24 protein-coding genes, 1 tRNA gene and 2 pseudogenes are annotated in these 26,857 nt (G+C 41.8%); 18 read left to right on the top strand and 9 right to left on the bottom strand.

Features of this window, described 5'->3' with window-relative positions:
* Positions 1 to 142 precede the first annotated feature (142 nt).
* From H8S64_RS04295 to H8S64_RS04265, 7 genes are all read left to right on the top strand, one after another.
* A complete protein-coding gene (locus H8S64_RS04295) occupies positions 143 to 1,624 on the top strand; it encodes a 4Fe-4S binding protein (RefSeq protein WP_186975122.1) in 1,482 nt (493 codons plus the stop codon).
* Positions 1,625 to 1,644: 20 nt separating this feature from the next.
* Entirely contained in the window at positions 1,645 to 3,042 is a 1,398-nt protein-coding gene (locus H8S64_RS04290) for an aldo/keto reductase (protein WP_186975121.1), read from the top strand.
* Between the two features lie 188 nt (positions 3,043 to 3,230).
* Entirely contained in the window at positions 3,231 to 5,549 is a 2,319-nt protein-coding gene (locus tag H8S64_RS04285) for a TonB-dependent receptor domain-containing protein (protein ID WP_255469456.1), read from the top strand.
* 11 nt (positions 5,550 to 5,560) lie between these two features.
* Positions 5,561 to 6,073: an ECF transporter S component gene (locus H8S64_RS04280; RefSeq protein ID WP_186975119.1), complete on the top strand. Its 513-nt coding sequence runs from the start codon at positions 5,561 to 5,563 to the stop codon at positions 6,071 to 6,073.
* A 12-nt stretch (positions 6,074 to 6,085) separates the two neighbouring features.
* The gene (locus H8S64_RS04275; RefSeq protein WP_099292085.1) at positions 6,086 to 6,277 is read left to right on the top strand and encodes a Sec-independent protein translocase subunit TatA/TatB; all 192 of its coding nucleotides are present in this window, start codon (positions 6,086 to 6,088) and stop codon (positions 6,275 to 6,277) included.
* The gene (gene tatC, locus H8S64_RS04270) at positions 6,274 to 7,065 is read left to right on the top strand and encodes a twin-arginine translocase subunit TatC (protein WP_186975118.1); all 792 of its coding nucleotides are present in this window, start codon (positions 6,274 to 6,276) and stop codon (positions 7,063 to 7,065) included. Before H8S64_RS04275 ends, tatC begins: the two co-directional genes overlap by 4 nt.
* 41 nt (positions 7,066 to 7,106) lie before the next feature.
* Positions 7,107 to 8,051 (top strand): DUF362 domain-containing protein, encoded by a 945-nt coding sequence (locus H8S64_RS04265; RefSeq protein ID WP_436231460.1) that lies wholly within the window; start codon positions 7,107 to 7,109, stop codon positions 8,049 to 8,051.
* A gap of 93 nt (positions 8,052 to 8,144) precedes the next feature.
* Here the strand turns inward: H8S64_RS04265 and H8S64_RS04260 are convergent, their stop codons facing one another.
* The gene (locus tag H8S64_RS04260; protein ID WP_099292082.1) at positions 8,145 to 8,333 is read right to left on the bottom strand and encodes a hypothetical protein; all 189 of its coding nucleotides are present in this window, start codon (positions 8,331 to 8,333) and stop codon (positions 8,145 to 8,147) included.
* Positions 8,334 to 8,551: 218 nt separating this feature from the next.
* Between H8S64_RS04260 and H8S64_RS04255 the strand changes: the two genes are divergently transcribed.
* A tRNA-Arg gene (locus tag H8S64_RS04255) sits at positions 8,552 to 8,625 on the top strand.
* Positions 8,626 to 8,868: 243 nt separating this feature from the next.
* Entirely contained in the window at positions 8,869 to 10,095 is a 1,227-nt protein-coding gene (locus tag H8S64_RS04250) for a site-specific integrase (RefSeq protein WP_186975116.1), read from the top strand.
* Positions 10,096 to 10,906: 811 nt separating this feature from the next.
* Here the strand turns inward: H8S64_RS04250 and H8S64_RS04245 are convergent.
* Positions 10,907 to 11,214 (bottom strand): annotated as a pseudogene (locus H8S64_RS04245) (DNA-3-methyladenine glycosylase I); the annotation flags it as partial.
* A 125-nt stretch (positions 11,215 to 11,339) separates the two neighbouring features.
* Between H8S64_RS04245 and H8S64_RS22705 the strand changes: the two are divergent.
* A pseudogene (locus H8S64_RS22705) lies at positions 11,340 to 11,447 on the top strand (hypothetical protein); the annotation flags it as partial.
* A gap of 539 nt (positions 11,448 to 11,986) precedes the next feature.
* Here the strand turns inward: H8S64_RS22705 and H8S64_RS04240 are convergent.
* Positions 11,987 to 12,223, bottom strand: a complete 237-nt coding sequence (locus H8S64_RS04240; RefSeq protein ID WP_186975115.1) for a helix-turn-helix domain-containing protein — start codon at positions 12,221 to 12,223, stop codon at positions 11,987 to 11,989.
* 208 nt (positions 12,224 to 12,431) lie between these two features.
* Between H8S64_RS04240 and H8S64_RS04235 the strand changes: the two genes are divergently transcribed.
* The 5 genes from H8S64_RS04235 (at position 12,432) to H8S64_RS04215 (ending at position 18,913) form a co-directional block, all read left to right on the top strand.
* Positions 12,432 to 15,779 carry a SusC/RagA family TonB-linked outer membrane protein gene (locus H8S64_RS04235; protein WP_186975114.1) on the top strand — a complete coding sequence of 1,116 codons (3,348 nt, stop codon included), beginning with the start codon at positions 12,432 to 12,434 and terminating at the stop codon, positions 15,777 to 15,779.
* Between the two features lie 4 nt (positions 15,780 to 15,783).
* A complete protein-coding gene (locus H8S64_RS04230; protein WP_186975113.1) occupies positions 15,784 to 17,304 on the top strand; it encodes a RagB/SusD family nutrient uptake outer membrane protein in 1,521 nt (506 codons plus the stop codon).
* A 19-nt stretch (positions 17,305 to 17,323) separates the two neighbouring features.
* Positions 17,324 to 17,953: a fasciclin domain-containing protein gene (locus H8S64_RS04225; protein WP_186975112.1), complete on the top strand. Its 630-nt coding sequence runs from the start codon at positions 17,324 to 17,326 to the stop codon at positions 17,951 to 17,953.
* Between the two features lie 11 nt (positions 17,954 to 17,964).
* The gene (locus tag H8S64_RS04220) at positions 17,965 to 18,387 is read left to right on the top strand and encodes a hypothetical protein (RefSeq protein WP_186975111.1); all 423 of its coding nucleotides are present in this window, start codon (positions 17,965 to 17,967) and stop codon (positions 18,385 to 18,387) included.
* 151 nt (positions 18,388 to 18,538) lie between these two features.
* Entirely contained in the window at positions 18,539 to 18,913 is a 375-nt protein-coding gene (locus H8S64_RS04215) for a hypothetical protein (protein WP_186975110.1), read from the top strand.
* A 5-nt stretch (positions 18,914 to 18,918) separates the two neighbouring features.
* Here H8S64_RS04215 and H8S64_RS04210 read toward each other — a convergent pair whose 3' ends face one another.
* A complete protein-coding gene (locus H8S64_RS04210) occupies positions 18,919 to 19,191 on the bottom strand; it encodes a helix-turn-helix domain-containing protein (RefSeq protein WP_255469426.1) in 273 nt (90 codons plus the stop codon).
* A gap of 10 nt (positions 19,192 to 19,201) precedes the next feature.
* The gene (locus H8S64_RS04205; protein ID WP_186975109.1) at positions 19,202 to 19,501 is read right to left on the bottom strand and encodes a helix-turn-helix domain-containing protein; all 300 of its coding nucleotides are present in this window, start codon (positions 19,499 to 19,501) and stop codon (positions 19,202 to 19,204) included.
* 626 nt (positions 19,502 to 20,127) lie between these two features.
* Here H8S64_RS04205 and H8S64_RS04200 point away from each other — a divergent pair.
* The 3 genes from H8S64_RS04200 to H8S64_RS04190 are packed head-to-tail and all read left to right on the top strand — an operon-like array spanning position 20,128 to position 22,105.
* Positions 20,128 to 20,496: a plasmid mobilization protein gene (locus H8S64_RS04200; protein ID WP_186975108.1), complete on the top strand. Its 369-nt coding sequence runs from the start codon at positions 20,128 to 20,130 to the stop codon at positions 20,494 to 20,496.
* Complete coding sequence (locus H8S64_RS04195) at positions 20,471 to 21,418, top strand: relaxase/mobilization nuclease domain-containing protein (RefSeq protein ID WP_186975107.1); 948 nt, start codon at positions 20,471 to 20,473, stop codon at positions 21,416 to 21,418. Before H8S64_RS04200 ends, H8S64_RS04195 begins: the two co-directional genes overlap by 26 nt.
* A gap of 18 nt (positions 21,419 to 21,436) precedes the next feature.
* A complete protein-coding gene (locus tag H8S64_RS04190; RefSeq protein ID WP_186975106.1) occupies positions 21,437 to 22,105 on the top strand; it encodes a hypothetical protein in 669 nt (222 codons plus the stop codon).
* Positions 22,106 to 22,184: 79 nt separating this feature from the next.
* Here the strand turns inward: H8S64_RS04190 and H8S64_RS04185 are convergent, their stop codons facing one another.
* Genes H8S64_RS04185 through H8S64_RS04170 form a run of 4 tightly spaced genes read right to left on the bottom strand, consistent with a single transcriptional unit; the run spans position 22,185 to position 26,770 of the window.
* The gene (locus H8S64_RS04185) at positions 22,185 to 23,222 is read right to left on the bottom strand and encodes a nucleoid-associated protein (RefSeq protein ID WP_186975105.1); all 1,038 of its coding nucleotides are present in this window, start codon (positions 23,220 to 23,222) and stop codon (positions 22,185 to 22,187) included.
* A gap of 1 nt (position 23,223) precedes the next feature.
* Positions 23,224 to 25,098, bottom strand: a complete 1,875-nt coding sequence (locus H8S64_RS04180) for a DUF3732 domain-containing protein (RefSeq protein WP_186975104.1) — start codon at positions 25,096 to 25,098, stop codon at positions 23,224 to 23,226.
* Entirely contained in the window at positions 25,095 to 25,553 is a 459-nt protein-coding gene (locus H8S64_RS04175; RefSeq protein WP_186975103.1) for a three component ABC system middle component, read from the bottom strand. The genes H8S64_RS04180 and H8S64_RS04175 overlap by 4 nt, the downstream gene beginning before the upstream one ends.
* Positions 25,550 to 26,770: an ABC-three component system protein gene (locus H8S64_RS04170; protein WP_186975102.1), complete on the bottom strand. Its 1,221-nt coding sequence runs from the start codon at positions 26,768 to 26,770 to the stop codon at positions 25,550 to 25,552. The genes H8S64_RS04175 and H8S64_RS04170 overlap by 4 nt, the downstream gene beginning before the upstream one ends.
* Positions 26,771 to 26,857 lie beyond the last annotated feature (87 nt).

The following is a 26,857-nucleotide window of genomic DNA, read 5'->3' as shown; positions in this document are numbered from 1 at the left end:
TTATATTTTCCCACGACTCCGTTTTAGTGGAATTGATTTATTTTCGTCATTAGTTTACATTTTTTCGCTTTAAAGCAACAAGTGTATTAATCAGAGTATTACCCGGATATCTTTGCCGTGTAAACTCAAAAACAAAGACGTGATGCTACGAAAACTCAGATTGACACTTGCTATGATTTGCTTCGCGCTCATCACCCTCCTCTTCCTCGATTTCACGGGAACGTTGCACGGGTGGTTCGGCTGGCTGGCAAAAATCCAATTCCTCCCCGCCGTTCTGGCTCTAAACGCGGGAGTTGTCGTATTCCTCGTCCTCCTCACCCTGTTGTTCGGACGAGTGTATTGCTCCGTGCTCTGCCCCTTGGGTGTATTTCAAGACGTGGTGGCATGGTTCGGGAAACGGCGGAAGAAACTACCCTACTCCTACTCCCCCGCCCTGTCGTGGTTGCGGTACGGCATGCTTGGAGTCTTCATTATCGCGCTCGTCGCCGGGATAGGTTCCGTGGTCGCCCTGCTCGCACCTTACAGCTCTTACGGGCGTATCGCCGCCAACCTCTTCGCCCCGGTATGGCAATGGGGTAACAACCTACTCGCTTACATGGCACAACGGGCGGACAGCTACGCTTTCTACGAGACGGACGTGTGGCTGAAGAGTCTGCCGACCTTCATCATCGCCGTCGTGACTTTCGCGGTAATCACCATACTGGCATGGCGCAACGGGCGCACGTACTGCAACACCGTCTGTCCCGTGGGCACCGTGCTGGGATTCCTCTCCCGTTACTCGCTCTTCCGGGTAACGATTGATGCCGACAAGTGCAACGGGTGCAGCCTATGCGCCCGCCAATGCAAGGCAGCCTGTATCAACTACAAGGAACACCGCATGGATTATAGCCGTTGCGTGGCATGCATGGATTGCGTCGCTACCTGCAAACATGGCGCTATCCGTTACGAACGCCGCCACGCGCAACCATCGCAAGCGGGTGAAACCTCCGCGGTAAATAAAACACGCCGCGACTTCCTGTCCGTCGCCACGCTGCTGGCAAGCACCACCGTGCTAAAAGCACAGGAGAAGAAAGTGGACGGCGGACTTGCCGCTATCGAGGACAAGAAAATCCCTCATCGCAACACGCCACTCACGCCTCCCGGCTCTCTCGGGGCTCGTAACATGAGCCGGCATTGCACTGCCTGCCAACTATGCGTGACGGCTTGTCCCAATGGAGTGTTGCGCCCGTCGGGCAACCTGCTCACGCTGATGCAACCGGAAATGTCCTACGAACGGGGGTATTGCCGACCGGAATGTAACCGTTGTTCCGAAGTATGCCCGGCAGGAGCCATCCTCCCCATCACGGCAGCAGACAAATCCTCTATCCAAATCGGTCATGCCGTGTGGGTAAAAGAAAATTGCGTGCCGCTGACCGACGGCGTGGAGTGCGGCAACTGTGCCCGCCACTGCCCCGCGGGAGCTATCGAAATGGTGGCATCGAACCCGGACATGACGGACTCTCCCCGGATACCCGTGGTAAACACCGAACGCTGTATCGGCTGCGGTGCCTGCGAAAACCTGTGCCCGGCACGTCCCTTCAGCGCCATTTACGTGGAAGGACACGAGATGCATAAAACCGTTTAACGTTTAAAAGAGGAAAAGATATGGACAACAAGAATAAAAAAGAGATAAACCGACGGGAATTTTTGAAAGTACTAGGCGCGGGAACGGTGGTCACGGCAGCCGCGTTACACGGTTGCCGTCCGCGGAATAACTCCGCCAACGGCAACATGGCAAACAAACAAACGGGTGAAATGACCTATCGCGTCAACCCGACAACGGGCGACAAAGTTTCGCTGCTCGGGTACGGTTGCATGCGTCTGCCGACCATCGCCAACTCCAGCGCGAGAGATAGCCAAGACGAAATCGACCAAGAAATGGTAAACCGGCAAGTGGACTACGCCCTCGCCCACGGGGTAAACTACTTCGACACGTCGCCCGCCTATTGCCGGGGACTCTCGGAACACGCCATGGGCATAGCCTTCAGCCGACACCCGCGGGACAAGTATTTTATTGCCACTAAATTATCTAACTTCTCGCCCGACACGTGGAACCGGGAATCATCCCTCGCCATGTACCGTAATTCGCTTAAAGAATTGCAAACGGATTACCTCGATTACATGTTGCTCCACGGCATCGGCATGGGGGGAATGGAAGCCCTGAAAGGACGTTACCTTGACAACGGCATGCTCGACTTTCTGGTCGCGGAACGTGAAGCGGGACGTATCCGTAATCTCGGTTTCTCCTACCACGGCGATATCGAAGTTTTCGACTATCTGCTATCACGACACGACGAAATCAAATGGGACTTCGTGCAAATCCAACTCAATTACGTGGACTGGAAACACGCCAAGGAGGTAAACACCCGCAACACCGATGCCGAATACCTGTACGGGGAACTCTCCAAACGAGGTATTCCCACCATCATCATGGAACCCCTGCTGGGCGGACGTCTGGCAAACGTGCCCAATCACATCGTCAGCCGCCTGAAACAACGTCGCCCGACGGATAGCGTGGCATCGTGGGCGTTCCGCTTCGCGGGCTCGCCGGAAGGAGTATTAACCGTATTAAGCGGCATGACTTACATGGAACACTTGCAAGAGAACCTTGCTACTTATTCCCCGCTGGAACCCTTGACCGATGACGAAAAAGTATTTTTGGAAGAAACGGCTCAACTGATGCTGAAATACCCCACGATTCCCTGCAACGACTGCAAATATTGTATGCCCTGCCCGTACGGCATCGACATCCCTTCCATCCTCATTCATTACAACAAATGCGTGAATCAAGGGAATATACCCGCCGGAAAACAGGATGAAAATTACCGTAAAGCACGACGTGCATTTCTCGTCGGTTATGACCGTAGCGTCCCGAAACTACGGCAGGCAAGCCATTGTATCGGTTGCAACCAATGCGCACACCATTGCCCGCAGAACATCGACATTCCCAGCGAACTGCACCGCATCGACAGGTTCGTGGAACAATTGAAAATTGAAAGTTGAAAGTTGAAAATTGAAAAATCAATTAACCTGTAAAAATGGTAACAGCAACTGTAATTCATATCATAACAAAGTAAACCGGATAACCTAACTTCGCGTCAAAACAAAAGAACCACATCATGACAGAAAGCACAACAGAACCACAACATGCTGACGCACACAACCTGCAACTCGCCGAAGGCGAATGTAACCTGCAACCTGCAACTTGCCAAAGGCAATCCCTCATCGACTTATTGCACGACGGCGGGTACTCCTGCGTTATCGCGAAAGGAACGGAAACCCGTACTTTCAGCCAACGCGGCGTTGCAGACCTGTACGACCTGCTGGAACAAGAGCCCTCGTTCATGAAAGGAGCGCGGGTAGCGGACAAAGTGATTGGCAAAGCGGCAGCGGCACTCATGGTGTTGGGCGGCGTGGAAAGCGTCTACACGGACACGATTAGCGAACCCGCCCTAGCGCTGTTGCGTGAAGCCAACATAGAGGTATGCTTCACCAGACGCGTCCCTCTCATAGAGAATCGCGCCAAAACAGGTTGGTGCCCGTTGGAATCCGCCTGCCTCGATATTAAATCGGCACGGGACATCTTCCCCGTGATACAAAACTTCATATCAAAAATAAGAATGACTAAAAAATTGGCATGTGCCTTGTTTACATGTATGCTCCTTGGCACGGGATTACAGGCACAATCACGAAAGGACACGACCGAAGTCGCCCGTAACTACACCATTAACGAGGTCGTGGTCACCGGGACACGCAACGAAACGGATGCACGCCAGCTTCCCATGACCGTCTCCGTCGTGAACCGAGAAACAATAGAAAAACGACTTGAACCCTCGTTACTCCCTATTTTGACGGAACAAATCCCGGGACTGTTCATCACCAGCAGGGGTATCTTGGGATACGGCGTATCGACAGGGGCTGCCGGGGGCATGAACTTGCGGGGTGTCGGGGGAAACTCCACCACCGGGTTGCTCGTGCTCATTGACGGTCATCCGCAATACATGGGACTCATGGGACACCCCATCGCCGACGCCTATCAATCCATGCTGGCTGAACGCGTGGAAGTTGTACGGGGTCCGGCATCCGTGCTCTACGGGTCGAACGCCATGGGCGGTGTAATCAACATCATCACCCGCCAACAACGGGATGACGCCGTGAAGACAAGCGCCCGCCTGAGTTACGGCTCGTACAATACCCTCATGACCGAAGCCGCGAACAGCGTGAAACGAGGCAGATTCAGCAGCATCGTGACAGGTTCATACAACCGTACCGACGGCCACCGCGAGGACATGGGATTCGAACAATACGGCGGGTACGCCAAACTGGGATACGAATTGAACAACACGTGGAGCATGTACGGCGACGTGAACGTCACACACTTCAACGCCTCGAACCCCGGTACGGTCAACGCCCCCCTCTTGGACAACGATTCCCGCATCACCAGAGGCATGACCTCGTTCGCCCTAACCAACCATCACGAGAAAACATCCGGCGCGTTGAGTTTCTTTTACAACTGGGGACGCCACGAAATTAACGACGGCTATTCCAAGGGAAAAGAACCGCTGGCGTACCGCTTCCACTCGAAAGACATCATGCTGGGCGTATCCCTGTACCAAAGCGCAACCCTGTTCAAGGGCAACCGAATAACCCTAGGCGTAGACTTCCAACACTTCGGCGGTGAAGCTTGGAATCGTTTCGTCACGGACGGGCACAAGGAGGAGATATCCGACAAATCGGAAAACGAGGTAGCCGGCTACGCAGATTTCCGGCAAGCATTGACAGAATGGCTCACCGTGGATGTAGGAATACGCGTAGACCACCACTCGGTAACGGGCACGGAATGGATACCACAAGCCGGATTGTCGGCATACCTGCCCAACAACAGTAGCCTGAAAGCAATGGTAAGCAAAGGCTTCCGCAACCCGACGATAAAAGAGTTGTACATGTTCCGTGTCGCCAACCCGGATTTATTGCCGGAAAGGTTGTGGAACCACGAGCTATCTTACACGCAACGCCTGCTGAACAACAAGCTTCATTACGGGATAAATCTTTTCTATATCAACGGGGAAAATATCATCAGCCCGCAAATGGTAGACGGACGCCGAATGAACATCAATACCGGGAAAATAGAAAACTGGGGAGCGGAAGCCGACGCAGCTTACCGTATCCACCCGGAATGGAATATCACCGCCAATTACAGCTGGCTACGCATGGTACACCCGATAGTGGCGGCACCGGAGCACAAGCTATTCATCGGGGCTGACTTCACGAGGGGACGGTGGAGTGCATCGACAGGCGTACAATACGTGGCAGGACTTTACACCACGGTTGACCCGGTGGAGAAGAAAGAGAGTTTCGTGCAGTGGAACGCAAGAGCCAGTTATCGCCTGAGTCCCTTCGCCCATGTCTTCGTACGGGGAGAAAACCTTCTGGCACAACGGTATGAAATAAACGACGGCTTCCCCATGCCCAAGGCTACATTCATGGGGGGAATAAATTTACACTTCTAAAACGAAAAAATATGAAAACAACAGCTATTCAATTGTACACCTTAGACTACAAAGAAGCGAAAACCTATCTCGCGGCATCGCTTTTCATCGTCGGCAACATGGTGCTGCCACAATTATGCCATCTCGTGCCGCAAGGCGGGACCACGTGGCTGCCGATATATTTCTTTACCCTCATCGGTGCTTATAAATACGGTTGGAAAGTAGGACTGCTCACGGCGGTATTCTCGCCCGTGCTCAACTCCCTGCTGTTCGGTATGCCGCTCGCGGCTGCCTTACCGGCGATTCTGTTGAAATCCGTGCTACTGGCTGTAGCCGCGGGGTACGCCGCCCAACGGTTCAAACGTGTTTCCATCCCGCTCCTCATCGCGGTTGTATTATCTTACCAAATCGCAGGCATACTCGGGGAATGGGCTATGGTTGGCGACTTCACCCGTGCCGTGCAGGACTTCCGTATCGGATTGCCGGGAATAGCCCTGCAAATCTTCGGGGGATACTCGTTTATTAAATACATTATTAACAAATAAAAATTCCAGCTTATGACATCCATGATTTTATTCCTTATCGGGACACCGGAAATATTGTTTATAGCGCTTATAGTACTGTTACTTTTCGGCGGAAAGAAAATACCCGAATTAATGAAGGGCATCGGTAAAGGTGTCCGCAGTTTCAAGGACGGAATGAACGGTATTGAAACCAAAATAGAAAAAGACACAACCGAAGAGAAATGAACGCGACGGACAACATAAAGGAACAGACTTTTTGGGAGCATCTCGATGAACTGCGCGGCTGCTTGATACGAATAGGCGCGGTCGTCGTGATATTCGGGATAGCGGCGTTTCTGTTCAAGGACGAAACGTTCGCTATCATTCTGGCTCCCAAAAGCGACAGCTTCATCATTTACAAAGCATTCGCCTTTGTAAGCGAACGGCTGTCACTGCCGGGTGTCGCCCCGGAAGCCTTTTCCGTCAAATTAATCAACACCGGACTGGCGGAGCAATTCGTGATACATATGCGGGCAGCCATATACGCGGGTATCCTCATCGCTTCACCCTATATCCTCTATACCTTGTTCCGGTTCATCTCTCCAGCCCTGTACAACCAAGAGAAAAAATACGCCGCACGGGTAGTCGGGAGTAGCTACGTGATGTTCATGCTGGGTGTCGCGTTAAGCTATTTCCTGATATTTCCACTGACATTCCGCTTTCTCGGTACATATCAAGTGAGTGGCGAGGTGGAAAACATGATTTCCCTGCAATCGTACATGGATACCCTCATGATGATGAACCTGATGATGGGCATCGTCTTCGAGATACCTATCCTATGCTGGCTGCTAGCTAAATTCGGGTTGCTCTCTGCCGCTTTCATGCGCCGTTATCACCGTCACGCGATAGTCGTAATCCTCGTGCTCGCCGCTATCATCACCCCCACGTCGGATGTCTTCACCCTGTTAATGGTATCGCTTCCCATGTGGCTACTGTATGAAATCAGCATTTTAATTGTTAAACATACACGTTAAAAAGTTTATATATGAAAACGAATCTGTTACCTATTTTAATTATGACACTCGTGTCACCACTTACAGCATTCAGCTATAATTCACCCTCGAAAGAGGAAAGCAAAAAAAGCCTTCCCAAAGTTTACATGGTCAAAGAAATCAGCCCGGAAAGCCTTCTCCGCATATACGAAGCACTTGGGCGGGAAGCCACGGGAAAAGTAGCCGTTAAGATTTCTACTGGAGAACCGGGTGGCAACAATTACTTGAAACCCGCGCTTATCGGCGCTCTCGTGAAAAAAGTAAACGGTACCATTGTCGAGTGTAACACCGCTTACGGCGGCGGACGGGCAAACACGACCGCCCACCTGCAAGCAGCCAAAGACCACGGTTTCACAGCCATCGCCGAAATCGATATCATGGACGCGGAGGGAGAAACAGCACTCCCGGTCAAGGGTGGCAAGCACCTGAAAGAAGACTTCGTGGGTTCGCACTTTCTGAATTACGACTTCACGATTATCCTTTCGCACTTCAAGGGACACGCGATGGGTGGCTTCGGTGGCGCGATCAAAAATATGTCGATCGGCATCGCTTCCTCGGCAGGAAAAGCATGGATTCATAGCGCCGGAAAGACAAAAGACGACCCGTGGAGCTACCTGCCCGAACAAGACGATTTCTTGGAATCCATGGCTGAAGCCGCCAAAGCCATCGCCGACCATTGTGGCGAAAAGATTCTCTATATCAGCGTAGCCAATAACCTATCGGTCGACTGTGACTGCGCCTCTGCCCCCGAAGATCCAAAAATGGGCGACATCGGCATCCTCGCCTCCCTAGACCCCGTGGCTTTGGACAAAGCGTGTGTCGATCAAGTGTACTCTTCACCTGATCACGGACGTATCCACTTGATCGAACGGATGGAATCCCGCCACGGCATACACACGCTCGTCCACGCCGAGAAATTAGGCATGGGCAGCCAAAAGTATGAATTAATCCTACTGGACAAGGAATAACAAAGGAAGTATTAACCCTCCACCCTGTTTATAAAGGAAATTAAAAACCGCTTACCGGACTCTACCCAAATTAAGAGGCTGCCGAACAGCCTCTTATTTCTCCCGAATCTTCTTCAAAAACGTCATAAAACCATAAACCGTATCAAATATACATCTTTTCCTTCCCGCTACTTTTAACTCCGCTTCCAAAACCTTTTCCAACGCAGACAGCACGTTATCACAATCCGAAATACCAAATCCCGACACTTGGGATACTTTTTCCATCAATTCTATTCTGTTCATACCTCCATTATTTAATTATAAAACAAAAATATCCCCTATCTTAATACCATTTCAAATAATAAGACAAAACCACTGATTTACGAAACAAACCACCCCAATTACCAGACAATATCTATTTCCTTCTGAAATTTCTACAAATAATATAATAAAAAGTATCCCTCAAAGTTTGCATTTATAACGGAAAGCACTATATTTGCACCGTCAAAAAAATGACACCCGGTTCGGTAGCTCAGTTGGATAGAGCAACGGCCTTCTAAGCCGTAGGTCTTGGGTTCGAATCCCAACCGGATCACGAGGAATAATGAACAAACGAAGCAGAATCCTGAAAATCAACACTTTCAGGATTTTTTATTTCCTATCAGAAAGCAAAAAAAGGCATAAAAAAGCAAGGTTCCCACACGAAATTCGGTGGGTGAAACTGCTCAAAAATTTGACCCACCGAATTTGAACATTATTCACTGTATTACAGCTTTTTGCGTCGCAAGAAAATAAGCGATTATTAGTAGTTTTGTTGCATTAAAATGACGTTTAAAAGATGGCAAATTCGACTTTCAGCGTGTTGTTCTACATTCTAAAGAACAAATTATTGAAAAATGGTGAAGCGTCCATTTACGCTCGAATAACCGTGAACGGGATCAGGAAAGAGTTTCAAATCAGGCGTAGTATACCTACCGACCTTTGGAACCCGGATAAAGAATGTTCAACGGGTAAAGATAAAGTTGCCAAGGAAACGAACGTTTATATCGGAACGGTTCGCTCGAAGCTTTACCAGATTTACCGTGAATTAGTTTTGGCAGATAAGGTTATCACGGCTGATTTAGTACGTGACCTTTATTTCGGTAAAGATGAAGGGCAAAAAACATTGTTGAAAGTATTTGATGAATATAACAAGAGTATCCGTGAACTTATCGGGAAAGACTTCGTGGATAAAACGGTCATACGTTACGAGGGAACCGCTCGTTACTTGAAAGAATTTATAAAAATAAAGTATGGATGGGTTGATATACCGTTAAACCATTTATCAATCTCATTCATTCGTGACTTTGATACATTCTTGAAGACCAAGAAAAAGTGTGGTCATAACACGGCAATTACTCGTTTGAAAAATCTAAAACGAGTGATCCATGTAGCACTAGAAAATGAATGGCTGGGGAAAGATCCGTTTATTGGGTATAAATTCCATGTCGAAACGGTTGAACCCGAATTTTTGACAATCGATGAACTGCGGACAATAATGTCTAAAGAATTTTCGATAAAAAGAGTAGAGCGGGTTCGGGATGTGTTCGTGTTCTGTTGTTTCACCGGGTTAGCTTTTAGCGACGTTCAGCAGTTAAAATCGGAACACATTGTCACGGATAATAAAGGAGATTCGTGGATTCGTAAATGCCGTCAGAAGACCAAGAATATGTGTAATATCCCTTTATTACCATGGGCGTTGGAGATTCTGGATAAATACAAGGATGACCCGGAATGTCAAGTATCCGGAACCTTATTACCCGTTCCCACGAATCAACGCATGAATGCTTATTTGAAAGAAATTGCAGATATTTGTGGCATTCCGAAAGATTTGACAACCCATTGTGCGAGACATACTTTTGCCACCTCGATCAGCTTGGCTAATGGGGCATCCTTGGAAAACGTGTCTAAAATGCTAGGACATTCAAATATTAATATGACCCGGCATTACGCGAGAGTCTTGGATCAGAATATCTTCCGGGATATGCAGAAAATAAAGGAACAACTGAATGGACTTGATATTTGACATGGAAGCAAGTAATCAGGTTAGTTTAACAAGAAATGATAAAGAATTATTAATTATATTTGAACACTAATATCGTAGCTATAAGTAATGGGAATATATCGTAGCTGTTAAAATCATCAAAGAAGCGATCCCGCATAGTCGTTACAGAGCGGTATCATTAGTTAATAAAGAGTTATTATCTTTATTATTGCCTAGGAAAATACATGTCTCAAAATTTACGAGATTAATACAGGCGCTACTGTATAAATATACAAAGTTCGTTTGTTTTATATTCATGACATTGTCTGAATTTTCCTATATCATGATTTTCGATGATTTTTCCTAAATGAATAGAACAATCTGATTTTATATAAAGAAGAATGCGAAAAAATCCTTCTTTTTTTTCTTGTATTGATTTTAAGTACTTTACGAGGTTTACTTCTTACAAAAGTAAACCTAAAATTGCTTTTTTTAATAGTAATGAAAAATAATAATAATTTGTTTTCATTGATAATTAGCAACTTAGGTTTTTAGTCCAAGTCTACATTTCAATAATTAGGTGAAAAAATTAGGTGAAAGATTATGTGAGCTTTAAATTACATTGACTAGCAACATCATACGAGGTTTACTTCTTACAAAAGTAAACCTAAATGGCTTTTTTTTTGATGACCTCAAAATAAGGATTACATTCACTATTGTCATGAATGTATCTAAAATAGCCTTGATGGAATTGAAACCTGAATCCATAGTTAATGTCAAAGTATGATTATAAAACAAATGTAATATTTTTTTTGATACAACAAATCAATGGAGTGTATTCGTTCAATCCATCAGTCAATTTGATTTGTAGCCGATTCTTCACAATGCCCTCAAACAACATTAATCGTTCAACATCTTCATCGTTCATTTATACCACGCATTCTGGATCGAAATCGTAAAAGGCTCTGCGGTAACCTTTGCGCATTCTGAGGATGGTTATCCAGCTTAGTTCGGCTTGTGCACTCTCCAATACTAAAAACTCAAATAGAGTCTTGGCGTTTGCTACTAATTTTACCATTCTTCATCGTGGCATTTCACATACAGATCGTCAGTCCTGCACCGTACGTTATGTACGGGATACTGTTGGGCAAAACCCCACAGTTACCCCACAGTACCCCACAAGTTGAAAAAGTTCTAGTAGCAATCGGAGTCAATACACATTCGGCCAAAGAAGTCATGGAGTCAATGGGCTTGAAAGATAAAGGGAACTTCTTGGGAACTACCTTTATCCGGCCATAGAGTTGAAATTGGTAGAGCCGCTTTATCCCGAACAACCCAAACATCCTAAACCGAAATACCGTCTCTCGGAAAAGGGGAAAGCATTGCTAAAATAGCGGAGTATGGCGGCAAAGAAACAACAAGTGCATTATTGTAAGATATGTGACGAGTAGAGAGCCAATTTTTGCTATTAAATTCACAAGTTAAGCAAGTAGACAAACAACCATCTATTGGCAAAAGTATACGTTTACCGTATTGAGTTTATAAAACCAATCGCATATTCTCCTCGAACTTTTCTGCCACTCCATATAAACATTTCTATCATTTTTTTTGAGTAAACTAAAAAATGTACTTGAAAATAAAAAAAGTATTCCTACATTTGCAGAAATGATACTAATGGGTAGGAGAGCCTACCTCGAACATATTACTGGAAGTTTGTCTAAATCTTAGATCAAAAATCGCTAATTTATTGTACGCTGGGATTGACAAATATTTCACGCTGGCTAGCGTGGATTGTTGTCTATTTTGCGTACAGGTGTTTAGCGATACCTTGATCTAGATAGTATAATGATCCTCGCTTTTTTATTGTATAATTTTTGCTTTTGAGGATTGGGGCAAAACTAAAAACGCAAATATGGAGAACATACCAAATTAATTAGTCAAAAATTGAAGTATCTTCTGGTAAAAAAATCCTTGGAGAACATTTCATAGCTTTAGCGAAGGCAAGTAAATTATTAAGGTTATATTTCTTACCTTTTTTACCAGCCTCAACTGTTGCAATGAAACCTGAAGAATAACCTGATTTGATAGCTAAATCAACTTGTGTTAAACCAAGTTCATTCCTTTTATCTCGTACTCTGTCAATAGCATATTGTTCAATCTTAGTCAGCATAGATTCAAAATTTAAACTATTGCAAGTAAGAGATTTTTAATGTGTTATGAACTAGCCTATAGGATAGTAATTATAAAACAATAGATACTGATGAGAATGAAGAATTGAACCTAGAAGATTTAAAATGAAAAAAGGAGAGCCCAATGCCTAGGAAACCTTGGTACTCTCCTGAAAACAAAAATGTTTTACTACTTTAAAAGACAAATTTATGCAAAAAGACAGAGTTCTAAAAATTCCGAAGACAGGAATTGTGCCGGGGAGAGGAAAAAGTATCCTTTTTTTCTGCCTCGTTATCATTATATTATCTGCACGACCGGTACTATCTAGCACGCTGGTAGGCGATATTGACACCGTTGGAACGGCAAAGAAGGAATACCTTATAAAAGGTAGCGTGTTTGACGAGAAAGGTTTACCCATGCCCGGCGTGACTGTTTTACTTGACTCTACCAAGATAGGAGTCACCACCGATAGCGAGGGGGCGTTCCTTTTGCGGCTACCCGACCCGAAAGGTCAACTCGTGTTCTCGTTCGTTGGATACAAGACTTTGAAAGTACCATTTGAAGCCGGTAAGCCGATCACGGTTCACATGAAAGAAGAACTATCCCGGCTGGATGAAGTGACGGTTGTCGCCTACGGGGAACAAAGTCGCCGGAACATCATCGGTGCCATGTCAACCGTGAGGGCTGACGAGATTAAAGATATTCCCACTCCAAGTTTAGCGAACCTGCTGCAAGGTAGAGTGGCGGGGATGAGCGTGCTGAACACGTCTGGCGCACCGGGCGGTGGCGGTATTGTTACCACCATCAGGGGCTTCAACAGTTTATCCGTTGAAGCCTCTCAACGCCACTCGGAACCCCTGTGGGTGATTGACGGTGTACCCATGTATTCCTTCACCTCCCCGATCACGGGCCTCAACACCCTAAGCGAGATCGACCCGAAAGATATTGAAACCGTTCAAGTATTGAAGGACGCCGCCTCTGCCACCATATACGGCTCACGTGCGGCAAACGGGGTAATCCTTGTCACGACCAAGAAAGGGCGTTTGAATCAAAAAGCGAGGGTGAGCCTGAACGTTTCCAAAACCTTTATATTCAGTCCTTCTTTACCCGATCTGATCGGGGGTAATAAAGAAAGGCATGTTAGAATGGAAGCTTTGAAAAACATGCAGCAAGCTTATCTTGACTTTGAAAATAACACGTACAAATATCCTACCAGTTTTAAAGAGAGCTACGAGAACGGGGCAAAATATAATTATTTCTGGAATGCGGGAGACGGGGCAACCATTCCCTTGTATCAAGACAGTCTGAACCCTTTCTATAATAATTCCACGGATTTATTCGATTACTATTTTCGAACGGCAAAGGTCACGGACGCGAACATCCAAGTTTCCGGTGGCGGGGAGAGTATCGCCTACAACATCGGTTTGGGGTACTACGATGAAACGGGCGTGTTAAGGGGGACGGGATTCGGAAGGGTAAAATTACTCTCGAATCTTTTCATCACCCCGGTAAATAACATGAACATGAACCTCCGTTTCTATCTCGCCCGCACGGACAGGAGCCGTAAATCAAGCGAGCAAAACGGGTTTAACTTTACCACGGGTAGCGAACTCGAAAGAATACCTTCAGAGTTACTTGAAACCTCCACGTTATACCCCGGCAAGGGAACCCCGGCCTTTGAAGAAATGATCGAACGTTACGAGGGGACGAAAGAGAAGAACGAATCCTACCGGGTGCGGGCTAACTTTGATGTTAGTTACGAGTTTATCAAGGGGTTGACCTTCAAAACTTCCGTTGCCGCCGATTACTCCCAGCAAAACCTGAACGTGTTTCAACCGTCTTACCTTGACGAGAATAACGAATCATTTTCCAGCGGTCAGATCGCGCGAGCCATGATGTTGCTAAACGAAAACCTGTTGACCTACAAACACACTTTCGGGGAAGATCACAATATAGATATATTGCTGGGACATTCCGTTCAAGTGGATGAAACAAATAACCTTGAAGGGTATGGAAGAAAAGCACCCAGCGATTTGATACATTACGTTTCATGGTACGAGAACGTCTTTGATGCCAATTCAAACCGAATATTGAAAGATTTCTATTCCAACCGGGAGAAAAGCACGATGGTCGGCTTGTTCGGGCGGGTAAACTATAACTACATGCAAAAGTATTTCGCTTCCATCACCGTGCGCCGGGACGCTTCCTCCAAGTTTGGCGAAAACGTGCGTTGGGCCACGTTCCCCTCCTACGCCATCGGGTACACCTTCTCGGAAGAACCTTTCATGGACTGGTCACGGGGATGGCTTGACTTCGGGAAGATCCGGGCGAGCTACGGGAAGTCGGGAAAGCAGTTTGACCAGCCTTATATCTCGCACGGTTTACTCACTGTATACACTCCTTTTTTGGGATATCCGACCGTGCAACCCGAATGGCTTGATGGATTGGCAAACAACAAACTTACATGGGAGGAAACCGATCAATACGATCTCGGTTTAGATTTTGACCTGTTTGATCACAAGTTAAACTTCACGGTTGATTATTACTACCGGCTCACGGATAAATTACTATATAATATCACCTTGCCTGGTAATTATTCCGGTTACCAGCGTCAATGGCAAAACGCTTACGCTATCGTTAATTCCGGGATAGAATTTCAAGTAAAATGGGATATTTTCCGGAAGGAAGGCTTCACGTGGGACATGACGTTTAACATAGCCCGCAACTGGAACAAGCTGAAAAAAAGTAACAACGGCATGGACTTTCAAAATTTTAACGGGAGCGAGAATTTTTACAATAACTTGAGTGTAATAGGAAAAGCATTGAACGGTATTTATGTTTACGATGACAAGGGATACTATAATCATGAAACCGACATTCCCTCGTATTACTCGAACGGGAGAAAAATGTATCTATACGGTAGTGACGTGACACAATTTTATCGTCCGGGAGACCGGATTATCGCGGACGTTGACGGGAACGGACAAATCAATGTTTTGCAACCGACCCAAGATGATCGCGTATACGGGGGCTCTCCTTTACCCAAAGCATCGGGAGGTATAACGAGTTCCTTGTCATGGAAAGGTTTCGATCTGAACGTTTTGTTTAATTTCGTTATCAGTCGTCACATTTTAAACGCCGGGAGGGATGCCTCGGTCGCCACTCGTGTCGGAGTGACATTATCCGAAACCACGAAGCCTATTTTCATTGCCCCGGAAAAACTCACTTTCTGGCAACAAGCTGGCGATAAATCGAATTTTCCCGTGAATCGTGTCGAATACGGCTTGTCCAATTTCGTGACAAACTTGAAAAGCAACGTGGAGAACGTGAGTTTCATAAAACTGAAAACGATCACGCTAGGCTACACGTTACCCGATGTAATCATGAAGCCCATCGGGATTAACGCGCGGTTATTCTTTTCCGCCGAAAACGTGTTCACGATCACGAATTATTCGGGACCCGATCCCGAATCCGTGGATTTGGTGACAGGTATAGATGATTTTGGTAATTATCCATTAGCGAGACGTTTGACTTTAGGTTTAACAGTTAATTTCTAAAGACATGAAAAAGATAAAATATATTCTCTTCTTGCTTCCGTTATTCCTGTTTACCGGGTGCGAGGACTTCTTGAACGAGGAACCGGAAAATTCCGTGACAAACGGGAATTTCTGGAAAACGGGACAAGACGTTGAATCCGCGATTTACGGGATGCACGTGAGTTTCAGAAATACTTTCGGCAACATCGTTTTGTTTTACCGGGACAGGGGACTTCCTTTCGACTACATGAACGCGGTATGGGCTCGTATCTCGAACGGTACTCCAACATGGAAAAATACTGATGGAGAATTGAATTGGGTAGGTTTATACAGGCTTATTGCAAACTGCAACTTGATTATAGATAATATTGACAGGGCGAACTTGGAAAAAAGTCGTTACAGTTTCTACCTGGGGCAAGCTCTTTGTGTTCGAGCGTACACGTACTTGTATTTAATAAAAACATGGGGGGACGTTCCCTTGATCAAAGCATCCGTGGACACGGGAGAGAAAGCTAGAAGCAGGTGGCAAGACGTGGCAGATTTTATTATCGAGGATTTAAAAGAGGCGGCAAAGTTACTCCCCGTGGCGGCTAACTTGACAAACGAGGATGGTACATCAATCACGAGCAAACAGATTCCATCCAAGGGTTCCGCCTGGGCAATCTTGGCTCACGTGTACGCCTGGAAAGCTTCCCTGAACAAGGAACCGGAATTGAACCAACTTGCCCTGGCTGCTTGTGATTCTGTTATCGGGGATCAATCCTATCAACTAGCAGGTAACGCGAAAGATATTTGTGATAAAGTCATTCGTGGAAATAGTGCAGAAGGTATCTTTGAACTAGATTATCAAAACACATCAGACAATGATTTAAAACCTGCCGGATCATACGCGGCGGCAGCTTTTCAAAAATACCCCGTTGTTCCCTTAACAACCCCGTCCACTCGAAGATCCTTGTTAAGAATGAATAACGCCACGGCAATGGCTTTATTCCCCGATTTAAACGACGAGAGAAGAAGTGAATACTTTTACGAGTTGGACTTGATGGCGAAGGAAGCGACATCTATCACCCAGGGGGCGGCATATATCCAAAAGTGGAGGGGAGTGGTGACGTACACGGATGGTTCTCAAGTAGGACAGATAAAAACTTACGAGGACAACGAAATCTTGATTCGTTTAGCTGATATCATCCTGCTTCGCGCGGAACTGAGGGCAAACACCGGTGATCAGAACGGTGCGATCTCGGACTTGAACACGATCCGGAACCGGGCAAAGGCCCATGTTTATTCGGCAGAAGAAGGAGATTTGAAAGAAGTCATCGCGCTCGAAAGGGAGAAAGAACTCTTCTTGGAAACGCCCAACCTCCGGTATTTCGATATCGTCAGGAACGGTACATTCCGGGAAAAACTCCGGGGGAAATACAAGACCCTCACCGATCAAGACGTGACAGACGGGGCGTTGTACATTCCCGTGAGTGTCGCTGCGTTTGACAACAACACGCTCATGAAGCAGACTCCTTACTGGACGAGAAACGGGTACGCTTATTAACCACTTAAACCATGATATTATGAAAAAATACATACTACTTACGATCACGATCCTGGCTGGTATCTTCACCGGGTGTGGCGATGATTATTTTCACGACACGGGATTAGCCGATGGAAAGCACGACTGCACCACGTGGGAATACATGAAGACCGATCACGAGAATTGGGATTCCACCATCTTGATCATAGAAAGGGCGGGTCTACAATCCCTGTTTGACGGTACTGACCCCGAGAACGATGAAATTACTTTCTTCGGCCCCACGAACATGTCTATCATGCAATTCTTGTTCAAGACCGTGGATGACAATTACGAGATGCTGTATAACTCCATTAACGATATACCCGTCGAACTCTGCAAACAGATAATCCTTTCCCACGTCATCAAGGGAAAGAAGAAAAGCACGGACTTTGATTTCGAGGTCAAGGGGACTTTAACCGGGGGGACAGAAACCAAGAATCTAGCCGGGAACGACCTGAGAATCTACAGGGCTAAAGGCGAGTACATGGGAATTCCCGATATAGGCCCCGAAGCCTTGTACGTTCACTCTCTCACCTTCGGTCATATCGCTTTGATCGCCTCGTCCAATATCGAAACGACCAACGGTATTGTACATTCTTTAGCAACAACTTATCAACTATCAGAACTTTAAACTATATAACCATGAAAAACAGATACATACTATTGATCCCGCTCTTCTTCCTGCTTGCCACGCTAGGTTGTGACAAGATCACGGTGGGTTATCTCTTTACCGATAACCTCTCCTACACCCCCGACACGCTGGAAGTAAAGGCTGTCTTGGACGCGGAGGAAGACGAGGAACAAATCAATGGAGAAATCCCGTGGCAAACCGTCCCGTTAGAGGGAGTACAGGGAACCGCCCCGATCAGGTACGAGATCGCCAGTGTTCAAACGACTGACGGGAACCCCACGGCGGCGAATCAATTCCGGATGGTACGAAAAGGCGTGATCGAGTTACCGTGGAACCACACGGTTCCTCCCGGACGTTACGTGATCGGCATACGGGTATCCAACGAGGGACGAACCATTGTTAAAGATTCGGTGTTCACGGTGATCGTGAAATAAGATAAACCGGGAGTGATGAGCCGGGCGAACAATAAACGAGATAAAATTGCTAAGGAAAAATTTGGCAAACCCGTGTAGACAATTATATATCAAAAAGTTTACTTGTTACGCCCCGGTTCATCCTTCCGGCTTTTACAATAAAATACAGGATATGAGAATATACCAGAATGACATTAATAGCGAGAAAGATTTCTATCGGGAAATCACTCGGCAGATACAGGAAAGTAAAACCGAGTTCATGCACTATCCAAACTTGGAAGATGTTTTAAAAGATGACGTGGGATGTATGAGCCGTTTGTTCAAACTTTTGGAACAAAACCGCAATTACGAGGAAGTCATACTGTCCGCTTGTTTGAATTATATATCAAGTGAAAATTGTCCCAAGGATGAGGTAGCACCATTACGGGAGGCGTTAAAAAAATACATGTATTTCCTTTTAAGAATAGAAAAATTCTTCGAGTATATCGATTGGAAAAGTTATTTCTATGAAAGGCTAGAAGAGAAATTATCTGAAATAACGATTTGACAAGGTTATTTTCGTGGAGTCGAGTAATTCTTCTGTAATAATTCTTCAATATCTTTTTCATTATAATAGAACTTGCCACGAATACAGGAATAAGGTAAAATAAACTCATCCCGATATGACTGTAACGTCCGAGTGCTGATTTTTAGTCGATGGCAAACTTCATTACCATTTAGCCATTGACTTTTATTTCCTTTGATCGTGGCAAGTAATTTCATTTTCCCTTCAAGTGGAAAAATCAAACCAGTAAATAATTCCGAATTTTTATCGACTAATTCCATAATCTTGTAATTAACGTTTAATATTTTTCCCCTTTCGTGTATAGCCATTGTCCATAACTTCTCGAACATCTTCAATCTTGTAATAAGCTTTGCCTCGAATAACAGAAAACGGGATTATTCCTTGATTCCTGTAAGTCTGCAAAGTTCGTTTGCTAATTCTTAATCTTTGACATACCTCTTGGGAATCAATCCATGCTGGTTCATCTAATAAACCATACTGCAAACACAATGAATTAGCTATTTCATTGAATGTTTTTAATGTCTCCACAAGTCTGTCGTAAGCCTCTTTATCAAACGTGATAATTTCCATACGTGATATATTTATTAATACCTGGCAAATATAAATTGAAATGCAATATAATTGTATGAAATATAAATACATACATATGACAAGACATCATTTTCATATATGTATGTAGTATTTACAAGTCTTGATATAGATACCAATAAAGGGATCTTTTAGGGACTTAATAGGAGATTGATCAAGAACCAAAAATAGGCACAAATTAGGGATCATTTTAGGGACTTTTTGGGTACCTGATATTGATCCGTATTAGGTACCATCCGTGGTATTTATCGGGTACTTGATTAAGGTAAGTTTGGCTACAACATTATATTATGATAGTATTAATGTATGTGTATTTCCCAGTAAGTCTTATGTGTATAATTGAATCAATCTAATTTCTCCAACATACTTTTACGAAAGGGGAAAAATGAAGTACTAATAATTAAAGTTCTTCTTTGAAGTTACAGTGAAGAGATTGAGTATATTTTCCCTTTCGCGGTAGATAATATTAATTAAATAATCAGATTCAACGAGAGCTCATATTTTGCAATAAGTTAAGGTAGCAAGTTTATGTTTTTGTAGACAAAAACGTTTAAATTATCTCTTTTGCAGGCACAAAAGGTTCCCGTTGGTCACAAATTTAACTATAAATGGAAGTAAAAAATAAAGGAGGAAGACCACCAGAAAAAAGGTCAAGACTTCGAATCAAAGTTATCAGCACCCGTCTCACGTTACTTGAATATTTGACAATAAAGAGAGAAGCTGAAAACTGTAATCTCTCTTTAAGTGATTACCTGTACCAGCTATTGAAGCAGGGACAAATTGTACCAAGAATATCACCCGAGGAGATGGATATTTTAAGAAAGCTATCGGGGCAATCCAATAATCTGAACCAATTAACAAAACTTGCTAACACGGGCGGTATTCTGTTTATTGTACCAGAACTTTTAGAGCTAAAGAAAATAATTATCCATTTAATAAATCATTTGTCAGATGATTGGAAAAATAACAAAGGGTAAAAGTTTCAGCGGATTGATAAAATACGTGTTAGGAAAAGAAGATGCTCGCTTGTTATACAGCGAGGGAGTATTAACAGAATCAAATATGGATATAAATAATAGTTTTTACCTTCAAGCTAAAATGAACCCGAGATTGAAGATCAAGGTCGGACATATATCTTTGAGTTTTTCTCCCCGGGATAAAGAGAGATTCACGGATGAACTGATGATTGAAATCGCTCAAGAATATTTACAGGACATGGGTATCACGGACACGCAGTACATCATCGTCAGACATCAAGATCGGGAGCATCCTCATTGTCATATCGTGTATAACCGGGTATCAAACTCGGGGCGCACCTTACCTGACAACGGAGATTTCGTGAGAAATTTATCTGTCTGCAAAGAATTGACACGAAAATACGGTTTATACATGCCGAAAGGGAAAGAAAACGTGAAGACCTATCGTTTACGTGAACCCCTAAGAAGCAAATATGAGATGCGAGAAATCATTAAAGGTGGAATAGCACGCTGTCAGTCTTGGCAAGAATTAAAGGATTATCTGGCTCCGGGAAATATAGAAATACTTTTCAAGTATAAAGGGAACACGAAAGAAATTCAAGGCGTCAGCTTTAAACGAGGTGAGTATTCTTTTAAAGGTTCCGAAATTGATCGGCAACTCTGTTTTAGTAAGATTTCCCGTTGTTTGGAGAAAAATACAAGAGGAAAATCCCAAGAACAGCAACCAAAAACTATAACAAAGCTATCGGGACATTCCAACTCTGACACAATCCTTGCTAACTTGATTGATAATCTTGGGCATACCCCCGTACCTAACAATGCAATAAAGCATAAGTTTCCAAGTGAAGAAGAGGAAGACGAAGAAGAGGAAGAAAACACACCCGAAAACATAAGGCAACGGAGAAGAAAAATGAAATTATAAATTTAAACGAAAACTCTTATGAAAATCGAAATAGAAGATATTCAAGAATTAATAAATAAAGAATTATCGTCCACACTAGACCAAAAATTCAAGACATTACAGGAAAAAATAAAGGAATCTCAAAGTCTTGATCTCTCGGATCAAATTGAAAGTATATCCCAACAAATTGAGCGATTGACTAAAAGCATAAATGAAGAAACAAATGTTTTAACAGAACGGACAGATTGCATATTAAAAGCATTCTATGTCACAAGTAAACAAATGGATTCATTACTTCGAGCGGTTTCTGAAATGGAACATGAAAAAGATATAATACATTCTTGTGAAGAGTCTCAACGGAAGTTCATAAAACGATTTTATTCTAGCATATTCGTTTCTGTCGGACTAGCTATTTTGTTTTCTATTTCTCTCTCGTGTAATATTATTTGGAAAGACGATTTATTACGTAGTGAAGTGAATGATATAAAGTATCGTTTCTTACATCTTAGGAATTCCAATAATGATTCTCTATTAAAATTGGATAGTGTCTGTAATGATAAAGGTGAATTTAATGCGTTAAGAAGAAAAGTTATCGAGAAAGAAAAGCACAATGAAAGACTGGCAAGAAAATGGGAAGAAATTCAATGTTTAGAACGAAAAACACAAGAAAAGCAAATTGAAATGGATAATTTGAAACGAAAGTTTTAGTTTAAATCTATATTAGTTCAAATTTTACTTGACAGTCCTGAGAAAATCCTGATTTGATACCGCTTCAAATCAGGATTTTTTAGTTTTCTTCTTGATAATAAATCTTGTAATATTTACGACCATCCTTTTCGACCCCTCGTTCAATTAAATCTCTATTACCATGTATATAAATATCAAAATTTTTATCTAGTTTTAGAACACTCTTGAATACACGTGCTTGTTTTTTTACTGCTTGAGACGAAATGTTAAAACCATCGGATAAATCTATTTCATTGTCTTTTCGGAAAGTTTCATCAAACTTTCTAAAAGAATCTATCAAATTATTATTCTGAAATACTTCTTGTTCAAATTCGTTTTTATCAAATGTATCACGTTTTTTGAAATATTCGACAGATCTATTTAATAAGTTTATCTTATCAGCTTTGCTGATTTCGAAATTATCTGAGAGTCCTTTTGTTACAAAATTTTTGGCTATGTTCAGAAACTCTTTTGTCTGATGGTATTCGTCATTTATGGGTTGTATCTTCAGAAATTCATCTTTCCAATATTGTGTTTCTATTACTTTATTTGTATTGTCCACTAAAGAAACAATATATCCATTTTCTTTCTTCGTATTAAAAACCAGACAACCTTTATCTATTTTATTAACGTTTATTCCTTTTTCGTCTTTCAATTCAAATCCTTCGGTTAAAGTAGAAATCTTCAATACCGTTTCCTTGTTTTCAGATTTGAATATGCCAATACAATCGACAACTTCACCATTTAATTCGCAGTTTTTGAAGTATGAAAAACACAATTCTCCACCTTTTACTTGCGGATGGATGCTTTTGTCATAAAGATATCTGGCACTATTTTGTGATTGTTCTACTAATGTATTCTTATCTTCAAAAATTGAATTAATAAACTGAAACATCGGATTTAGTTCCAATTTTGGTAAGAAGTAAAAACAATACAATTCATCTAATTTAAAATTACTACTTATTAATTGCTTGATATATCCTCCTATATTCTCGAACTGTGTCAGAACATTGGAAAATCGAACACCATCGCCATTTGTTTTATTGCCAACATAATGAACAACAAGTTTGTCAAGTTCGCCTAAAATTAAGTTCTGCATATTACTCATTATAAATATCACTTGGGATTAATCCTTTTCCATTGGTAAATTCATCCACTGTATAAAAGTTGACTAAATTGTTTTCAGTCCAATATTCCTTAGGAGCATGTTCTACCATAAATATTTGAAAATAGTTTTTTTTCTCAGTTGTGATATAACTGATAAATGAATTAAGCAGTGAAAAAGCATCAAGTAACTTCGTTTTATCATCATTGCCTATATTTTCATTACTAGTACCTGTATAATAAGGAATACTCGGTTGGTCAATAAATAAAAATTGAGGAACATGTATTTGACCTACATCAATCATATGTTCATGTAACCCTAAATAGAAACAAAGATGCATAAACATATAGTTTGATTTACTTCCTACATTTTCAAGGGGAAATAATTGCCCTTTTGGTACTAATTGCAAAATCATTTCTGAATCATTGAACTGCGTTTGGCTATTTTTATACGCAGGTAAAGAACTCAATTGATTATAATTTCGCTGAATACATTGATTCAGCGAATTTTTCATTGTAAATTTAATCTGCTCAATATTTTTAAGATTATTTTCCAGATTGGATTTTTCTTCATTTAGTTGATTCAATCGAACAGTATCGATAGGTTTAATTTTATCTCTTTTCAATATTTGTTCATAAGCGTTTTTCACCTCTCCTATGATAATAAATTTTTCACCTTCTGAAAGATAATTTTTTTGTATTTGATTTAATTGATTGATTCTATTTTCAACTTTGTTCAATTCTTCCTGTAATCCTTTTGCATCTCCCGTTACTCGTAATGGTTCAACTGCTTTCTTTGAAAGATTATCTTGAATTGTTTTCAAAGAAGCTTCCAAAGAATCAATGAAAATTTTTGTTTCGTATGATTCTAAAAGTTGGTCTGATAAATTCTTATTTAAAAATTCTATAGGTTTTAGACTATCAGCACTTTTATTCAATCCCCTTTTGTATGCATCATACTCTTTCCTGTACTTATCAATTGCCAACAGTTGAGCTTTTATATCCATCCTGCGCTTATTTAAACTGTCGATTTCCGTAAAAAGTTGTAAATTATTAGCTGTCTTTTTGGTGTTTGCAATAACTTCATTAATAATAAAATTTGCCTCTTCCAGAGATTCTATTACTAATGAATAATCAACAAATCCCTTTTCTTTCAGTTTTTCTATGAGAAAGAAAATATCACTTTTAAATTTCTTTTCTGCCCGTCCCTTTTGAGTTTCAAGGGACTGCATTCGCTTTATTTCGCCTTCAATTTGCTTAATTCTTTCTTTGGCTTTAGTATTCTCCATATCGTTAACTCCAATTACCATATCGAAGATATGCTTCAAGGCTTTATCGTATTCTTCTTTGCCATAGAACGTCGTATCAAAGTATGTTTTGGATGTTCCGATAATATCCTCTGTCAAAGAACTAAATAACAGAAAATGTCTATAAGACAAATTAAAAGATGTTTTCCCTAAATCTTTCCCGTAAGGAAATCTTAGATTGTCAGTTATACCGAACTCTGTATCCAGTATAGATTTTATTTCTGCTATTTGAATGTTTTCCTGTGGTTTGCTAGGCAAAGCTCCGTAGTTGAAACAAACTTCGGACGAAGCTGCATCTTTTTGCGTTGCTTTTCTTGCGATTGAAATTTCCTTTTCGTTTATAGTAAATCGGATACCATACCATGATACTTTTTCATTAATAGTATTGGCAATATTAGTTTTACCAGACATTAAGCAATAGTCAATAATACTCCAGAAACTTGTTTTGCCAGTTGTGGCATCACCCGTAACTACATTAATTTTATTAGGAAATAACTCGTAACTCTTGGAAAGGTTATTTTTGCCTTTAAACCAAAGTTTAACTTCATGTATAATAAACTTCATAATTGTATTTTTAAAATTCGATAAAGTTGGACTGTTGAATATCGCTCAATCATTCGTATAAAAATAGGTAAAGCCTTTTTAATCTCGTTAAACCTATTACCCATGTCTATTTCTTCATATAGGAATTCGCTTTTAGTATAAATTCCAGATGATGAAATTCTTATCTGATTATTTTTATTTAGTAGGAGTAAAGAGTTTATTGTAACTGGCAATAATGATAAATATCTTTTATTGAACGATGTAAATAATCTTGGTTGCTCTTTAGCTATGTATTCTAAGCTAATATTTTCTTCATCCGATAATTTTTGGAAATACTTCACTGTTTTATCATCTAGTAGAAAAGGAAGTATCAAACAAGAACGAGCAGTGTCAATTGTTTTCACTTTTTGTAAAAGCTCTAAAAATAGACAGCTTGCAATAGCTTCATTATTATATGTGTAATAAATTTCTTTCATACTAGCTTGTATTTTTGTTCCCAATCATAATGCCAACCTATTTCAGGCTTGTCGGATAATGCATAATAATGCCCATTACTTAATTCTATCCCCAAAGCATCTTCAGCAATGGCAAGGTTTTCTTTTCTCAAAAAGTCTATCAGTTGAAGTCCCAAATTTTGAATATCCATTTCTAAATCCTCAATAGAACTTCCAGAATTGACTTGCCGCCTTATTTGCCGATATTTAGCCTGAAATTCATTTCGCCATTTAAGAATAGCCTCTTTCTGAAATTCATCCATTTCAGTTGGGAGAATAAGATTCTTTTCTGTCCAATCGGCTAAATGATTCATTGCTTGAAGCATTTGCGTAGTATATTCAATAATTAAGGGATCTCCCGAAGTTATTTCTCCTATATCAAGTAATTGTTTTACGAATGTTTGTTCCTCCAAATTATCAGGTAAATTTATTGGATAGGTTCTTTTAGGCAATGGCTTCTTTTCAAAGGCTACTCGAAAGCATTTTCCAAACCTATTATTGAAATCCTCAAAGGTAATTTCAAACTTTTTTCTATCCTTTGTATCAAGATATTTAGCCACATTCATATTCGATGATAGTGATTCAAAGATTGCATCAATCAAATCTTTTTGACGACAGTGTTCGTATATCTTAAACTTTATTCTATCAATAATGTCATCAATATTTGTTTCAATAGAGAGTCTCGAAAAGAATAGTTTCATCTTTTTCCTCCTAATTGACAAAATATTCTTAATGCAAGACTTTACCTCGTTATTTTGTGTTTTATTTTTGAGTTCTTTTAATAAATCAATTATTTTATCAATGTCACTGTTTGTTTTGAAAAGAATATGTGATTCAATAAATTCATTATTACCTTCTCCTTTGTTTGTTACCAGATAAAAACAATGATCTTGTAAAATAGATTCATCTGCTTTTATCATATCAACCCAAATATTTAGTGTTTTCCACAAGTCAACATCTAATGTTGTTAAATTTTCAAGTGTTCCATCTGCTTTGGTCGACACGGTATGTTTTGCCTGGAATAGAATTGTAGTACCGTCCTTTAGATCAATATGTACATCATCTTTAACTTCGAAACCTACTTTATCTCCATGTCTCAGGTCTAATGCCAAACACATAAAATAATAGAATTGGTAATCAAATGCTATAGCTTGAGCACTTGCTGTATGCTTTTCTTGAATTGCAGTTAGGCTATTCATATCTAATATTAACTTAAGTGAGTTACAAACTTATAAATTAATCGATAGATAAAAAAGGAAAATATAATATTATTGTTTAGTTGATAA

This window comes from Butyricimonas hominis (assembly GCF_014287455.1).
Lineage (GTDB): Bacteria > Bacteroidota > Bacteroidia > Bacteroidales > Marinifilaceae > Butyricimonas > Butyricimonas muris.
Note: the sequence above shows the minus strand (reverse complement) of the source record. Positions and strands in the feature narration are given on the sequence as shown.

Coding starts and splice junctions, on each gene's coding strand:
- H8S64_RS04225 (WP_186975112.1), top strand. CDS start 17,324: ATGAAAAAATACATACTACTTACGATCACGATCCTGGCTGGTATCTTC.
- H8S64_RS04205 (WP_186975109.1), bottom strand. CDS start 19,501: ATGGAAATTATCACGTTTGATAAAGAGGCTTACGACAGACTTGTGGAG.
- H8S64_RS04210 (WP_255469426.1), bottom strand. CDS start 19,191: ATGGAATTAGTCGATAAAAATTCGGAATTATTTACTGGTTTGATTTTT.
- H8S64_RS04170 (WP_186975102.1), bottom strand. CDS start 26,770: ATGAATAGCCTAACTGCAATTCAAGAAAAGCATACAGCAAGTGCTCAA.
- H8S64_RS04185 (WP_186975105.1), bottom strand. CDS start 23,222: ATGCAGAACTTAATTTTAGGCGAACTTGACAAACTTGTTGTTCATTAT.
- H8S64_RS04230 (WP_186975113.1), top strand. CDS start 15,784: ATGAAAAAGATAAAATATATTCTCTTCTTGCTTCCGTTATTCCTGTTT.
- H8S64_RS04275 (WP_099292085.1), top strand. CDS start 6,086: ATGACATCCATGATTTTATTCCTTATCGGGACACCGGAAATATTGTTT.
- H8S64_RS04175 (WP_186975103.1), bottom strand. CDS start 25,553: ATGAAAGAAATTTATTACACATATAATAATGAAGCTATTGCAAGCTGT.
- H8S64_RS04295 (WP_186975122.1), top strand. CDS start 143: ATGCTACGAAAACTCAGATTGACACTTGCTATGATTTGCTTCGCGCTC.
- H8S64_RS04235 (WP_186975114.1), top strand. CDS start 12,432: ATGCAAAAAGACAGAGTTCTAAAAATTCCGAAGACAGGAATTGTGCCG.
- H8S64_RS04190 (WP_186975106.1), top strand. CDS start 21,437: ATGAAAATCGAAATAGAAGATATTCAAGAATTAATAAATAAAGAATTA.
- H8S64_RS04215 (WP_186975110.1), top strand. CDS start 18,539: ATGAGAATATACCAGAATGACATTAATAGCGAGAAAGATTTCTATCGG.
- H8S64_RS04290 (WP_186975121.1), top strand. CDS start 1,645: ATGGACAACAAGAATAAAAAAGAGATAAACCGACGGGAATTTTTGAAA.
- H8S64_RS04250 (WP_186975116.1), top strand. CDS start 8,869: ATGGCAAATTCGACTTTCAGCGTGTTGTTCTACATTCTAAAGAACAAA.
- H8S64_RS04260 (WP_099292082.1), bottom strand. CDS start 8,333: ATGAACAGAATAGAATTGATGGAAAAAGTATCCCAAGTGTCGGGATTT.
- H8S64_RS04220 (WP_186975111.1), top strand. CDS start 17,965: ATGAAAAACAGATACATACTATTGATCCCGCTCTTCTTCCTGCTTGCC.
- H8S64_RS04180 (WP_186975104.1), bottom strand. CDS start 25,098: ATGAAGTTTATTATACATGAAGTTAAACTTTGGTTTAAAGGCAAAAAT.
- H8S64_RS04195 (WP_186975107.1), top strand. CDS start 20,471: ATGATTGGAAAAATAACAAAGGGTAAAAGTTTCAGCGGATTGATAAAA.
- H8S64_RS04280 (WP_186975119.1), top strand. CDS start 5,561: ATGAAAACAACAGCTATTCAATTGTACACCTTAGACTACAAAGAAGCG.
- H8S64_RS04200 (WP_186975108.1), top strand. CDS start 20,128: ATGGAAGTAAAAAATAAAGGAGGAAGACCACCAGAAAAAAGGTCAAGA.
- H8S64_RS04240 (WP_186975115.1), bottom strand. CDS start 12,223: ATGCTGACTAAGATTGAACAATATGCTATTGACAGAGTACGAGATAAA.
- H8S64_RS04265 (WP_436231460.1), top strand. CDS start 7,107: ATGACACTCGTGTCACCACTTACAGCATTCAGCTATAATTCACCCTCG.
- tatC (WP_186975118.1), top strand. CDS start 6,274: ATGAACGCGACGGACAACATAAAGGAACAGACTTTTTGGGAGCATCTC.